Source organism: Microbulbifer mixtoriginis (SeqCode) (genome assembly GCF_052467235.1).
Genome location: NZ_CP174305.1, coordinates 4,339,315 through 4,354,076, shown reverse-complemented (window position 1 = coordinate 4,354,076; position 14,762 = coordinate 4,339,315). Strand labels below are relative to the sequence as shown.

The window sequence follows — 14,762 nt, the reverse complement described above, 5'->3', positions numbered from 1 at the left end:
TAAGGATGAGTCTTGTAAAAAATAGCCCAGGAAAAACGGCCAATATGTTGTAAATTTTCTACAAGCTTACTTAGCTCTCAGAAGATAAGACCTTTAACCCCACCACCCCTATACTAGCGGCCACTAAAAAGTCCCGCCAACAGACAGAGACGCAGCATGGCAAAAGACAAACGCACCGCTTTTTTTATTTCCGACGGAACCGGCCTCACTGTAGAGGGCATTGGCCACAGCCTATTGGCACAGTTTCAAGACCAGCATGTCGAACAGGTGACTCTGCCTTATATTGACTCCACCGAAAAGGTCCAGCAGGCTCTCCAGCGTATAGAGAGCGCTGCCCAGGAATCCGGTCTGCAGCCCATCATTATTACCAGCATCGTTTCTGACCAGATTCGCGATCAATTGCACCAAAGCCCCGCTTTAATGCTGGATATCTTCGAAAATTACCTGACACCTCTGGCCAATTTATTTGGGCGCGATCCTGCACAGACCGTTAATGTCTCCCACGGCATTGCCGATAATCGCCGCTATAGCGAACGCATTGATGCGGTGCACTTTGCTATCGATAACGACGACGGGCGCCGCATCAGTGAATTTGAGCAAGCGGATGTCATATTGCTCGGCGTCTCCCGCTCCGGCAAAACCCCCACCTGCCTATATTTGGCCTTGCAATTTGGACTGCGCGCGGCCAACTACCCCATCACCGAAGAGGATATGGACTCCACCACCCTGCCCAAGATTCTGCGCCCCTTCCAGCGCAAACTCTTCGGCCTCACCATAGATCCCAAACGCTTGATGCAGATTCGACAGGAAAGGCGCGCCAATAGCCGCTACGCTTCTATAGGACAGTGCGAATTTGAGGTGCGCCAAGTCGAACAGATGCTAAGGCGGGCGCAAGTGCCCTTCCTCAATGCCACCCAGCTATCCGTGGAGGAGCTCGCTACGCGCCTGATGTCCCAGGCCGGCATCGAGCGAAGAATTGACTAAGGGATGACCAAAAAGCCAGGCGCCCTTTTCACGCCGCGACAAAGTGTGTAGTGTGCGCCGTCTTCCAGACTGCCGTGTTTTGATATGCAAATAGTCTCCCTGCCCTATTCACTCAATTCTGCCGCGGCCTTCCAGGCAATTGCGGATCTACCTGTGCCGGTATGGCTCGATAGCGGCCGACCTCTCAGCAGCGGAGGTCGCTACGATATTATCAGTGCCGACCCTCTTAACGCACTGGAACTGGCAGCAGATAGCAGCGAGCCTTTCACCCGGGTAGATGACCTAAGTCGTGAGCTGTGCCCACAGGAACGGGACTCACAACTGCCATTTTGCGGTGGAATCATCGGTTTTGCCGGTTATGAACTGGGCACCGGCGGTAACTTTTTGCCGGCGGATACCCGACCTACGGACCTACCGGCAGGTTTTTTTGGGCTCTATAGCTGGGCTTTTATTGCGGATCACCAGCTGGGCTCCAGCCATCTGGTTTTTCACCCTGCCTGCCCAGCCCGACAGGTACAAGAGCTAATCGATCGTTTTAAATCGGTGCACTGGGAGCGAGAGCAGGATCCCGAGGAGTTTCGCCTTTTAGCACCATTTGCCCACGAACTCAGTGTTGCTGACTATGAGGAGCGCATTGCGCGAATCCTCGAATATATCGCAGCGGGAGATGTCTACCAGGCAAACTTTACCCAACGCTTCAGCGCCCCCTACGAGGGCGATCTCTTTGGTGCCTACCTGGCATTGCGTCGACGCGTGGCAGGGCCATTTTCAGCATTTATGGAAATGCCCCAGGGCAGTTTGCTGAGCCTATCGCCAGAGCGCTTTATTCGTGCCGATGGCAGTAGCTTGCGCACCGAGCCCATCAAGGGCACCGCCGCCAGAGTAGCTGATCCGGTAGAGGACCAGCGTGCGGCATTTACCCTGCAGAGAAGCCCTAAAGATCGCGCAGAAAACCTAATGATCGTGGATTTGCTGCGCAACGATTTCAGCAAGTTGTGCCGCAGTGGCAGCGTGAGGGTGCCGGAGCTATTCCAGTTGGCTAGCTTTGCCAATGTTCACCACTTGGTCAGCGTAGTGACAGGAGAAATGCATGAGGACTCAGCTTACAGCGACCTGTTAGCGGCCTGCTTTCCCGGTGGCTCCATCACCGGTGCGCCCAAACGCCGCTCTATGGAGGTCATTCGCGAGCTGGAAGGCAGTCCCAGGGGCATCTATTGCGGTAGCATCGGCTATATCAGTAGCTGCGGCCGCGCTGATACCAACATCGCCATTCGTACCTTTAGCGCCAGCAATGGGCGCATTACCTGTGCTGCCGGTGGAGGCATAGTCGCCGACTCTGACCCGACTGCAGAGTACCAGGAGTGCCTGGCCAAAGTGCGCTTACTTCTTGAAACCGCAGAGCAATTCCTGAATTGATCACCCAGCCCGTCAAAAATCGCTGCCTACTGGGCTTTCTGTAGTCTTACTACAGCATTTTGGTTATAGAACTATCTAGGATTGATATTTCAAAGTTATTAGGCCATCTGATAGATTCAATGCCAGTAGTGCCAATTTCAGCGCTTAACTGGATCAAGGAATTTATTGTGAAGATCACACTAGTCAAAAAAGTACTCGCCGATGGCTCACCCTGCGCCAAATGCCGGGATGTGCAGGAAAAACTGGAAGTGAACGAGCAACTCAAATTTATCGATCAAACCTTGGTAGCTGACGTGCGCGACCCGCAAAGTGCCGGGATGCTAATTGCACAGCAATTTAATGTGGATCGAGCGCCATTCTTTGTGGTCGAGCGTGAAGGGCAAGAAGCAGAGATCTATACCGTCTACTTCAAATTTGCCAAGGAAGTTTTACAACCCCTGATCCAACAGGCAGAGGCCTCTTAGCCTCTGCCAGCCAGCTACACCGCAATACTAATAAACCGGCAGCTCTGTATCGGCAAATAGTGCATCTACCTCAGCTCTGGAAGTAGCATGCGCAGCTTGATCCACCAATTCCCGGGTGAGATGCGGAGCAAACTGTTGAATGAAATCATACATAAAGCCTCGCAGGAATATTCCCTTGCGAAAGCCGATCTTGGTAATACTGGACTCGAACAAATCACTGGCATCCAGGGCAACTAAATCTTCATCCTCACCATCCACCGCCATATCCGCCACTATGCCAATACCGAGACCCAGGCGCACATAGGTTTTAATAACATCCGCATCCGCGGCGGTAAACACGACCTTAGGCGAAAGCCCTTTCTCCAGGAATGCTTCATCCAATTTTGAGCGGCCGGTAAAGCCAAACACGTAAGTGACGATCGAATACTTTGCAACCTCTTCAAGATTCAGCTTGCTGATATGGCAGAGAGGATGATCTTTAGGCACCAAAATACAACGATTCCAGCGATAAACCGGCATCATCACCAAATCACTGAAAAGCTCTAGTGCCTCGGTAGCAATGGCGAAATCCGCAGTACCATCGGCTGCCATTTCCGAGATTTGCATGGGGGTTCCCTGGTGCATATGCAGCGATACATCAGGGTAACGGGAAATAAACAGCTTGATAACCGGGGGCAGCGCATACCGCGCCTGGGTATGGGTAGTGGCAACCGCCAAGCTGCCCTTCTTGTCATTGCTGAACTCCTGGGCAACCTGCTTGATATTTTCCACTTTGCGCATAATTTCGCCAGCGGTCTTGAGGATCGCCTCCCCCGCTGGCGTCACCCTGGTGAGGTGCTTGCCGCTCCGGGCAAAGATTTCCACCCCCAGCTCATCTTCCAGTAGGCGAATCTGCTTGCTGATGCCCGGCTGGGAAGTATAGAGGCTCTGCGCAGTAGCAGAAACGTTGAGATCGTGATGCGCCACTTCCCAGATATATCGCAACTGCTGCAGCTTCATAAGTCCTCCCTTTAATATCAATCACCCCGCCCCAGGACGAGTGCAACTCTGACATATAAATTGTTAGTTATAAAAAACATCTTGAGTTATGCGAGAAAAGAATAGCAGCCAATCGAAGCCGGGGCCAACGGACAGATGAATATCCGGTGAAGAGCGGCGGGTGTCAATCGACTTTCCAACATTTACAGGCCCGAAAGAGCTCAAATACTCAGGCATCACTATTTGCGATATTGGCAATACCGTGCGGCACATGACCTGTAGCCACATGCTCAGCTGCGGAGGCACAGTGCGCCGGCTGGTCATCAAAGAACACATCAGCACCGAATGCCCGCAGAAACTCCCCCTTTGGAAGCCCCCCCAAAAATACCGATTCATCTACACGGATATCCCAGGCACGCAACGTACGGATTACCCGCTCATGGGCTGGCGCAGACCTTGCCGTCACCAGGGCGGTGCGTATTGGACAACTCTCTAAACCAAATTCCGCTTGTAATGTTTGCAGAGCCTCAAGAAATCCCTTGAAAGGCCCTCCACCCAGCGGCATCTGTGCAGAGGCACGCTCTGCACGGGTAAAGGCATCCAGCCCATCCCGCTTGAAAATCTGCTCAGCCTCGTCAGAAAAGATTACCGCATCACCATCAAAGGCAAAGCGCAAGACATCGTCGCGCTGCTTGCGGTTACCCCCAGCCACCAGAGTTGCCGCAGCAACCCCTTGATCCAAGGCGCGACGAACATCCAAGCCATCAGTCGAGAGAAACAAATTACAGCCAAATGGACCGATATAGCGATAGGGGCTTTCACCATTGCAAAAGGCAGCCCGGGTAATATCCAGACCATAGTGCTCAATTGAGTTAAACACCCGAAGTCCTGTATCAGCACTATTGCGGGAAAGCAGGATGACCTCGACCCTGGGCTCCCCCTCCAGCTGTTCGTTGATTTTTAGAAATTTCTCTACCAGGTGGAAGGCATCTCCTTTCTGCAATACATCGTTCTCTCGCTCTACTTGATAGCGCGAGAAAGCTTGCAGGCCCAGCTCCTCGAAAACCTTATGGCTATCATTCAAGTCGAACAGTGCCCGAGAAGAAATCGCGATTACCAGTTTGTCCGGACGCATGGCCATCAGGGCGCCTCCACATCACTGAGCCCCTCGGGACTATTATCGCTTCCCCTGAGGTTCAACAGAGTGAAAAGCATTTGCTGTAAATCTTCACGGGTACGGTAAGCACGCACCTCTGCTTGGTTAACCATCACCAGCAATAGCGCATGGCAGCTTTCCAGTGTGAGCCGACCCAAGCGATTCATTTCATTGGGCGGGCAGGTAAAGCCCAAGCGATGGAACATATCCACCAGGTGCCCGATCACCAGCTCGTCATGGCTCTTATCCAGCTCGTGCAACTCGGGAATTCCCCACATAGCCTGGGCCAATGGCAGCAGTCCTCGCTGCTCACGGTACACAGCTAGAAGGCACCCAACAAACTCATCAATAAAACTCCCAAGTGTCATATGCTCGAGATCGAGCTCTGCCAGCTCAGCCATGGCCTCACTGATACTAGCGAGCCACTGCTCGCCCATAGCATAGAGAATCGCATGTTTATTGGGGAAATAATGGTAGAGGGAGCCCACTGAAATATCGAGCTTCCGCGCAATTAGGATAGTAGTGAGATCATCGAGCCCGACCTCTTCCAGGAGCCTCCCGGTGACATCGAGTATCTGCCGGGCTCGAGCCCGTGCACGGGCTTGGACCGGCTCGCGGCGAGGGGTTAATTGGCTTTTGCGCTTATGCTGTTCGGTACTGGACAAGATCGGTTTCCTAATGGCAACTCACAGCATCTTAACACCAAAGGAGTCGACAATTTCACCAGCAACAGTCCAGCCACCTCACCTCTTTCAATGCCCAAACCTATCAAGCAAACTGTGGTAAAGCATTCCCAACACCAGGCCCGGCCAACGCAAAAGGGTTCCACCAGGAAAAGTCTCTGTTGGGATCTTCGTCATGATGTCAAAGCGCTCCTCAGTGCCAGCAATTGCTTCAGCGAGGAGTTTTCCCGCAAAGGTTGCAGTAGGCACCCCGTGGCCCGAGTAACCTTGACTGTAATAGATATTGGGCTCCAGGCGCCCCATATGCGGCATGCGATTCATAGTGATCGCCAGAGTGCCACCCCAGCCATAATCAATTCGGGTCTGCTTTAGCTGCGGATACACCTGCAGCATTTTTTTCCGTACAAACTTGCGTATATCTGCAGGAAAGCTGGCCGTATAATTCTCACCGCCACCAAAAATCAGGCGGTTATCTCCCGATAACTTCCAGTAGTTGATAACAAACAGTGTGTCCTGCACTGCATAATCATTGGCGATCAATTTTTGAGCAGCAGGCTCAGACAGAGGTTCAGTGGCCAGAACAAAATTATTGATTGGCATAATTTTGCCAGCCAGCCGCGGCTCCAAGTTTCCGAGATAGCCATTGCAGGCCAATATAACCTTAGCCGCCTTTACCTGCCCTTTGGCTGTTTCGACGGTACAGGAATTCCCTCCCCGATAGCTAGTCACTCTGCTGTGCTCATAGAGCTCGACCCCAGCTCTGACACAAGCCGCCGCTAACCCAAGTCCATAGTTCAATGGGTGAAGGTGCATGGAACCACTGTCAATTTGCGCGCCTAAATAACGCCTTGTTCCCACAAGGCCACCCACCTCCTGCTCATCGGCATAGCGCACACCCGAGTAACCATAACGCTCCTGAAGAAGCTCGGCTTCCTTGCGCAGGTAGTTGTCATGGCTGGGTTTAGCTGCGAGATGCATAATCCCTCGCTTCAGGTCGCAATTAATTTGATGCTTATCAATCAACTGCTCTACCAGCCGCACCGCCTCAAGGCTAAATTGCCAAAACCGCTTGGCAATCTCCACACCGAACATTTCTTCCAAGTCACTTTGGCAGCGCCGTTGCCCAACCCCCACATGTCCACCATTGCGACCAGATGCGCCCCATGCCACACGCTGCGCTTCCAAGACAGACACTTTGTAGCCCCGTTCCGCTAAATGCAACGCTGTGGAGAGCCCGGTATAGCCGGCCCCAATCACACAAACATCCACCTCCCGGACACCATCCAGCTGGGGATAGGAGGTAAGCGGATTGGCACTTGCTGAGTAGTAAGAATCTGTATAACCAGAGGTGGTTTTCATCAATGCAGCCCTTCAAGGCGTTGAGTATGCGGGAGGCTCTGAAATAGTTCGGCCCCGAGAATAGCAAAATGGTAATTCCCTTTTGCCTGCCGTGCCAGGCTTCCCATAACCCCCCACATATATCCGGCAAGTCATTATTTTTGCCTGCACTGGCGGCTACCGCCTATATAAGGGTCAGGCATATACTGGTCAGACATGTAGATGGAAACACACTGGGTCTCTAACAAATGGACAAGATTACAAGCTGGCTCGCCGAACACGATATTGCCGAGGTGGAGTGCCTGGTGCCGGATATGTCGGGTAATGCCAGAGGCAAATTTACGCCTACAGATAAGTTCCTGACCCAGGACAGCCGACTTCCTGAAAGCATCCTTGTGCAAACCGTTACCGGCGACTATGTCGATGAGCACAATGAACTCGTGGACCCAGCAGATACGGATATGTTGCTGGTGCCAGATCCCGATTCCGTTCGACTTAACCCCTGGGCCAATGATCCCACTGCTCAAATTATTCACGATTGTTATACCCGGGATGGTCAACCACATCCGATTAGTACGCGGAACATCCTCAAATTCGTTTTGGAAAAATATAAAGAGAAAGGCTGGAAACCAATCGTTGCTCCGGAAGTAGAGTTTTACCTCATAAAGCGCAATCTTGATCCAGATGAAAAACTCTCAGCACCCGTTGGCAGATCTGGCCGCACGGAAAAAACCAGACAGTCTTATAGCATCGACGCTGCCAACGAATACGAACCCATTATTGAGGATATGTATAATTTCTGTGAGGCGCAGGGGCTCGATGTAGATACCTTGATTCACGAATCAGGAACCGCGCAGATGGAAATCAATTTCCTTCATGGAGACCCACTTCAACTCGCCGACCAAGTTTTCACCTTTAAACGCACCGTCAGAGAAACTGCTCTGCGCCACGGAATTTATGCCACCTTTATGGCCAAACCCATGGAGGACGAACCCGGCAGTGCATTACATCTTCACCAAAGTGTTGTCGACTTAAAAACAGAGAAGAACATATTTGTAGACGACCATGGAAATGAAAACGATAGCTTCATGTATTTTATTGGCGGTATGCAGGAGTACACTCCAGGATTCATTAGTTTTCTAGCCCCAAATGTCAATTCTTATCGACGCTTCACTCCCGAAATGGCCGCCCCGACAAGCCTGCATTGGGGCTATGACAATCGCACTACCGGCCTTAGAGTTCCCGACAGTTCACCTCAAGGAAAAAGATTGGAAAATCGTTTTCCTGGTGCCGACTGCAACCCTTATCTCGCCATTGCGGCTTCTCTCGCTTGCGGTTATCTCGGTATGATCAATAAGGTAGCACCTAGCGCACCGTATCAGGGCGACTGCTCCAAAGAGACCATTACCTTACCCCGCACTCAAGAGCACGCCCTCAATCTTTTAACGGAATGTGAAGCCGCCGCTGAAATGTTTGGCAAAAAATTCGTAAAAGCATGGAGCGCAATAAAGCGCGATGAATACGAGGAATTTAACCGAGTTATCAGTTCTTGGGAGCGGGAATATCTACTTCTCAACGTATAGATAATCCCAAAAAATATTTTTGAGACTTTTCTGAAATTTTATTCTCGGCTGGCGCACCACCCTTTTATCGGGTTTATTTAGGCGCATCAATTTGGATTCCTCGGCAGGATATTATTTGCTGATTTGTGACTAAATAAGCAAAAATATCGAAAACAATTCAAATATATGAGTTTGTCATCACCTTTTTGTTGCCACTAAGCACATGCAAGGTAATCTCAGGTTGCCCGGAATATTTGGGCAACCGGTTTGAGAAAGCGGACGTCATTGCCAATTTTTGGCCCCACCCCAGATGCCCGGCCTTCTTCTGCTGTCTTACCAACCATAAAGACCGTTTGCATCAAGTTACTGAAGCAATCAGTAATTCCTTACTGGATTGTTTTCCAGCTGCTGATGCTCGGTCGCTAATAAAAAAGTTAAATAAGGGAAAGCTAGCAATGAAGCATTTGATAGGACTTACCTGCACTTTAGCTATGGCTATTAGTGCGCAGGCTGCCGACCGTGTTCCAGCCACTCCGGATATGCTCTCGCCACAGACATTAAATACCGTTGCCGGATCTGACATGGCATTGGTAAAAATTCGTGAGCGTACTCTGGGAAATGGCAAAACCGTCGCCCGCTACCAACAAACCCACAAAGGCATACCCGTGTGGGGACAGACCGTAACCAGTTCTGGACAGGGACTCATTACCGAGATGCACGGTAATATCCTTACCGGACTCGAACTTGAAGTACCCACCGTGCGTGCGGCAATTGACGCAGGCAATGCCCTTGATCGCGCCATGAACCATCAGGTTTCACTGCGCGCACAACAGGGAGTGATGTCGGGTGCTTTATCACTGCCAGTGCTTAAACTGGAGGCCAAAAACCAGAAAAAAGAACTCTATGTTTACATCAATGAACAAGATGAGGCTCGCCTGGCCTACCTGGTGAACTGGGTCGAGTATGGAGACGACCCCAAGCGCCCCTTCTACTTTATTGATGCCATGACCGGTGAAGTGATTAAGCATTGGGATGGCCTCACCTTCCAAGATGCACAAGGTCCTGGCGGCAATGTAAAAACGGGCCGCTATGAATATGGTACCGATTTCCCCTCCATGCAGGTTGATGCCAACTGCCGTATGGATACTACCAACGTTGAAACTGTGAACTTGAATCATGGAACTAGTGGCGGTAGCGTCCATCAATTCAACTGCCCCTATAATGATCACAAAGAAATCAATGGTGCTTATTCACCGCTAAATGACGCGCACTATTTTGGTGGCGTGGTCTTCGCAATGTTCAGTGACTGGTACAACACTTCACCGCTGACTCAAAAGCTGCGCCTTCGCGTGCATTACGGTAATAACTACGAAAATGCTTTCTGGGATGGCAGCCAGATGACCTTTGGCGATGGTCAAAACACCTTCCACCCCCTAGTCAGCCTGGATGTTACGGCTCATGAAGTCAGCCACGGCTTTACCGAGCAGAACTCTGGCCTAGTTTACAGTCAACAACCAGGGGGAATTAATGAAGCCTTCTCCGATATCTCTGGTGAAGCCGCTGAATACTTTATGACTGGCAGTAACGACTGGTTGGTTGGAGCCCAGATTTTCAAAGCCAATGGCGCCTTGCGTTATTTTGAAGACCCAACACAGGATGGACGCTCCATTGGCCATGCCGATGATTATTACAGCGGTATGGACGTACACTATAGCTCCGGTGTCTACAATCGAGCTTTCTATCTGATCGCCAATACCAACGGCTGGGATACTCGCAAGGCATTTGATATTTTTGTCCTCGCTAATCAGATGTACTGGGGCTCAAACTCTGACTACGATGAGGCTGCCTGCGGTGTTGAGCAAGCTGCTGTAGACCTAGGGTACAGTAAAGCGGATGTTACAACTGCCTTCAGTACCGTAGGAGTTACCTGTGATAACACTCCACCACCTCCTCCTGGAGAGCTTGAAAATGGAGTTTCCGTTGACAACCTTGGTGGTGGCTCTGGCGATGAACTCCATTACACATTAGATGTTCCTGCTGGCGCTACCGGCCTAAGCTTTAATATGTCTGGTGGCACCGGTGATGCGGACCTCTATGTACGCTTTGGCTCAGCACCAACCACCAGCACATACGACTGCCGTCCCTACACTACCGGCAACAATGAAACCTGTGAGATCTCCAACTTACAAGCAGGCACCTACTATGTGATGGTGCGTGGTTATAGTTCCTTCTCCGGTGTCAGTCTGGTAGGTAGCTTCACCGACGGTGGCGGTGGCAACCCCGGCGGCTGGGAAAAAACCAATCTGTCTGGCTCCGCTAATGCCTGGCAGCACTTTACCCTGGATGTGGACAGCGGTATGTCATCCCTGAAAGCGGTGATGTCTGGTGGCAGTGGGGACGGTGACCTCTATGTTCGCTTTGGCTCAGCACCAACTCGAAACACCTGGGATTGTCGTCCATATAAGTGGGGTAATGATGAAAACTGCAACATCAGCAACCCACAAGCAGGTACTTGGTACATTAGTATTCGCGGTTACCAGACATACTCCGGTGTAGCACTCAGCGCCCAAGCAGAATAAGCTTATCTGCTGAACAATCTGGCCCCGTTGCCATACCAACAGGGCCAGACACTAAAAAAGGCAGCCACTAGGCTGCCTTTTTTATTCTAGGAGTAACCCTTGCAAGCCAAGTTACTTATGGCTGGGGTCCTTCCAATAATCCTTCACCGTTGACTTCATCTCCTTCGCCAATATCGTAATACCAAACAGGTTCGGTAAGGTCATAATGACGATAGCTACCGCAGACAGGTTCCAAATAACGGTGGTGTCCTCAATCGCCGCCCAGAAGAAAGCTATCACATACACAATTCGGTAAGGCATTACCGCCTTGGGACCAAACAGGTAGATCATAGAGCGATCACCATAGTAGGACCAAGCGATAGCGGTCGAGAAAGCAAACATGAGAATACCCAGAGTTACAATCAAGCCACCGTATTCTCCGAAGAAACCGCGCTGGAAAGCTTTACTGGTCAATGCAACGGAATGAACCAGGGATTTACCCCAAATATCCACATCCTCATTAGCAAACTTACCATCAACAACATTAAGCACACCGCTAAACTGATCTTCACCAACACGGAAATCCAGATCTTCTGCAATTGAGCGTGCATGAATCAGGGTGAAATCCTGCAGGTTTAGAGGCTGCCCATCAGTGACAACCACTGATCCGTTATAGGGCTTCACATCACTGGGTTGACCACTTAAGTAATTAAACAGCTGTTTAACCTGCTGGGGGTCACTCTCTTCGTAGCGACCTTCGACAACATATGTGTCAGCCCCCTCAAACAGGTTTTCGTGTTTTTCAGTCCATACACCGGAAGATAAGATTACCAAGCCAGTCAGAGTACAGATAATGATGGTGTCGATAAACGGTTCCAGTAGTGAAACCATGCCTTCGGAAACAGGCTCATCGGCACGTGCGGCGGCGTGAGCAATCGGTGCAGAGCCCTGCCCCGCCTCGTTGGAGAAGAGGCCACGATTCACACCACGGTTAAAGGCATAGGCAAAACTGGCTCCGAGGAAACCACCTACAGCAGCACTTCCAGTGAAGGCATCACGGAAAACGGCCACAAATGAAGGGACGATATTTTCTATATTGTAGAAAATCACACCCAACGCACCAATTACATAGATCAGTGCCATTGCCGGAACGATAGTGGAGGTAACCTTGGCAATTCGGGTAATGCCACCGATGATCACCATCCCCAGCAGGATAGCAAGCACACCACCAGTGAGCGCTTTCTCAATACCGAAAGAATCGTGCATCGCCTGGGCAATATTATTCACCTGGGGCAAGCTTCCGGTACCGAAGGAACAAATTACTGTGGCGATGGCAAATAACACTGCCAGCCACTTCATATTGAGACGGCGCTCCATATAGAACATAGGACCACCTGCGTAGTAGCCATCTGCCGCTTTAATACGATATTTATGTGACAGTGTGACTTCGACAAACTTGGTTGTCATCCCCAGGAAGGCAGTCATCCACATCCAAAACAAAGCGGCCGGACCACCCAGGAAAATAGCCAGGCCAACACCACCGATATTACCGGTACCTACAGTTCCTGAAAGAGCGGTAGCCAGTGCTTGGAAGTGAGAGGTATCTCCTGGGTCACCGGGTTTATCATATTTCCCCTGGACAATCTTAATCGCATGTCCAAAGTAACGAAATTGCGGAAACCCAAGATAGATAGTAAAAAAGAAACCTACCCCGAGCAGCACCCACGGGAACCAAGGTGCCGATCCGAGCATACCGTCCAACGACAGTAGCAGCTGATTAAAGGAATCCAAACTAACCCCCCACTTCTCTGAACCAATTCTGATTGTTTTATATACAGCTACAGCTGTAATTTGTTGCGCAGGTTAGCAGCTTCCGAAGCACTAGAACAGTAAAGGGGCCTAAACCCTATTAAAAGAGAAGTTATGACGATAGGGGAACAAGGCAAACTGCCCCCCTGAATGCAGAAATACCAGGTTACTAGATCCTTTATAATGGCCTTTTCTCAATTCTTGCATCAGCCCATAAAAAGCTTTACCGGTATATATAGGGTCCAACAAGATTCCCTCTAGAGCAGCAATCTCTTCAATCATTTCGTAGATTGGAGGTTCAGCCTTGGCATACCCCGGCCCAATATAGTCGGCGTTCACATGCACTTGCAGAGATTGCAAATCCACAGGGTTTCCCGATAGCCTGCTCCAATGGCGGATATCCTCTCTCACTTTGGTTTGAAAATAAGTGGCATTATCGCAGACAGCATAACCTGTGACCTGAACACCAAGCCCCAGCAGATAGCACCCCATCGTTAAACCCGCCTGGGTACCTCCACTGCCAGTGGCACACACAATATGATCCGGCCGGAATCCTCTCATTCGACAATCTGTAATAAGTTCTTGCGAAGCCGAGAGATACCCCCACAATCCCAGACCATCGCTGGCACCAATAGGAATACGGAAGGGAATGTGCCCGCGCTTCGAATATTGATCGGACCAAAAATTGAACAACCTCTTGAGATCTTTGGCAAACTCTTCAGGCGAATGGATGCTCACTTCTGCCCCCGCCAACTGATCCAGCAGTAGGTTTCCATCTGCTTGGGCTAAGGGCTCACCACGCAATAACAGGTGCACTTTGAGTCCTAAGCGAGCACCGACAAGTGCAGTGGTGCGGCAATGATTGGACTGAATACCCCCAGCGGTGATCAAGGTATCGCTGCCCTGCTTTAAGGCCTCAGCAACAACAAACTCAAGTTTTCGCAATTTATTACCTGACATCCCAGATTCAGTCAGGTCATCCCTTTTTATCCAAATTCTAGGGCCACCAAAAGGAAAGGAATATTGTTTACTAATCCTATCCAGCGGCTGTATTGGCGTGGGAAGATGGGCTAAACGTATCCGCCTAGGTAAAGAAATCGGCAAACTGCCAGGCATAGCAAGCTCCATTGCAAATACCAAAAAGGCTTATCGGTAAAGGCATAAAGCCTTGCCTATGCTAAATCTATCGTGAAGGTATCAACTCTAGGGCTCGTTAAAAACCAATGTAATCTTGGCAGGAACAGCATTTACTACAGTCTGTAAACCCATGCAGGCAGCGCGGCAAACTCCCACCATTCTCTCAATCGCTTCCCTCGACTCTGCAGATTTAACAAAAACAACAGTTTCTACTCCTTCACAGACCCCCTTAGGTGGAGTATCGGTACATTCCTGCATTTTGTACACCTCAGCCTTAAAACGCATCTGTTGCTCAATCTTGACACTTTCAACATCCAGTTTGTTCTGATTAATGTAGATGCTGATATGACTGAGAAAACAAAAAGCAATACCTGCTGATAGGTAATCAAGTGGTGCCGGTGCGCTATCCGCACCTCCAATAATGGTGCCTTCGTCGCAGAGTAATTCAAAAGCACTACATCCCGGTACGTTCGCTTGTACAGTGGCAGTCTTCAGGTATCCCTCTTCCAAAGCTGCTTTAGCCGATAGGTTAACTTGAAAGTGAAAACTTCCCCGCTCTTTAACTGGTGTATCCACTTGAATTTTGGATAACTTAGGAAGTGCCGTAACTTTTCTAACAATGGCTGCTTTCAAAGCATTTTGGCTATCGCTTTGCATATGGGACCTCCTGAAAATTT

Annotated in this window: 12 protein-coding genes; 5 read left to right on the top strand and 7 right to left on the bottom strand. The window is 50.3% G+C overall.

The window, feature by feature from the left end; translation table 11 throughout:
• Positions 1-156: 156 nt before the first annotated feature.
• From ppsR to ACJJIO_RS19125, 3 genes are all read left to right on the top strand, one after another.
• A complete protein-coding gene (ppsR, locus tag ACJJIO_RS19135; RefSeq protein ID WP_252081813.1) occupies positions 157-984 on the top strand; it encodes a phosphoenolpyruvate synthetase regulatory kinase/phosphorylase PpsR in 828 nt (275 codons plus the stop codon).
• An 84-nt stretch (positions 985-1,068) separates the two neighbouring features.
• A complete protein-coding gene (gene pabB, locus ACJJIO_RS19130) occupies positions 1,069-2,400 on the top strand; it encodes an aminodeoxychorismate synthase component I (protein ID WP_444909478.1) in 1,332 nt (443 codons plus the stop codon).
• Between the two features lie 167 nt (positions 2,401-2,567).
• Positions 2,568-2,864, top strand: a complete 297-nt coding sequence (locus ACJJIO_RS19125) for a hypothetical protein (protein ID WP_444909477.1) — start codon at positions 2,568-2,570, stop codon at positions 2,862-2,864.
• A gap of 27 nt (positions 2,865-2,891) precedes the next feature.
• Here ACJJIO_RS19125 and cysB read toward each other — a convergent pair whose 3' ends face one another.
• The 4 genes from cysB to ACJJIO_RS19105 form a co-directional block, all read right to left on the bottom strand.
• Positions 2,892-3,863: an HTH-type transcriptional regulator CysB gene (gene cysB, locus ACJJIO_RS19120; protein WP_444909476.1), complete on the bottom strand. Its 972-nt coding sequence runs from the start codon at positions 3,861-3,863 to the stop codon at positions 2,892-2,894.
• Between the two features lie 208 nt (positions 3,864-4,071).
• The gene (locus ACJJIO_RS19115; protein WP_444909475.1) at positions 4,072-4,983 is read right to left on the bottom strand and encodes a 5'-nucleotidase; all 912 of its coding nucleotides are present in this window, start codon (positions 4,981-4,983) and stop codon (positions 4,072-4,074) included.
• Complete coding sequence (locus ACJJIO_RS19110) at positions 4,983-5,663, bottom strand: TetR/AcrR family transcriptional regulator (protein ID WP_444909474.1); 681 nt, start codon at positions 5,661-5,663, stop codon at positions 4,983-4,985. Before ACJJIO_RS19110 ends, ACJJIO_RS19115 begins: the two co-directional genes overlap by 1 nt.
• 87 nt (positions 5,664-5,750) lie before the next feature.
• A complete protein-coding gene (locus ACJJIO_RS19105) occupies positions 5,751-7,040 on the bottom strand; it encodes an NAD(P)/FAD-dependent oxidoreductase (RefSeq protein ID WP_444909473.1) in 1,290 nt (429 codons plus the stop codon).
• A 227-nt stretch (positions 7,041-7,267) separates the two neighbouring features.
• Between ACJJIO_RS19105 and ACJJIO_RS19100 the strand changes: the two genes are divergently transcribed.
• Together ACJJIO_RS19100 and ACJJIO_RS19095 are read left to right on the top strand one after the other, a co-directional pair.
• Positions 7,268-8,602 (top strand): glutamine synthetase family protein, encoded by a 1,335-nt coding sequence (locus ACJJIO_RS19100; protein ID WP_444886354.1) that lies wholly within the window; start codon positions 7,268-7,270, stop codon positions 8,600-8,602.
• Between the two features lie 434 nt (positions 8,603-9,036).
• Complete coding sequence (locus tag ACJJIO_RS19095; RefSeq protein ID WP_444909472.1) at positions 9,037-11,160, top strand: M4 family metallopeptidase; 2,124 nt, start codon at positions 9,037-9,039, stop codon at positions 11,158-11,160.
• Between the two features lie 111 nt (positions 11,161-11,271).
• Here the strand turns inward: ACJJIO_RS19095 and ACJJIO_RS19090 are convergent, their stop codons facing one another.
• From ACJJIO_RS19090 to ACJJIO_RS19080, 3 genes are all read right to left on the bottom strand, one after another.
• Positions 11,272-12,930, bottom strand: coding sequence for an alanine/glycine:cation symporter family protein (locus ACJJIO_RS19090; protein WP_444909471.1), 1,659 nt, complete (start codon positions 12,928-12,930; stop codon positions 11,272-11,274).
• Positions 12,931-13,038: 108 nt separating this feature from the next.
• Complete coding sequence (locus tag ACJJIO_RS19085; protein WP_444884697.1) at positions 13,039-14,064, bottom strand: D-cysteine desulfhydrase family protein; 1,026 nt, start codon at positions 14,062-14,064, stop codon at positions 13,039-13,041.
• Positions 14,065-14,151: 87 nt separating this feature from the next.
• Positions 14,152-14,742, bottom strand: coding sequence for an OsmC-related (seleno)protein (locus ACJJIO_RS19080; RefSeq protein ID WP_444884696.1), 591 nt, complete (start codon positions 14,740-14,742; stop codon positions 14,152-14,154).
• Positions 14,743-14,762: the final 20 nt, after the last annotated feature.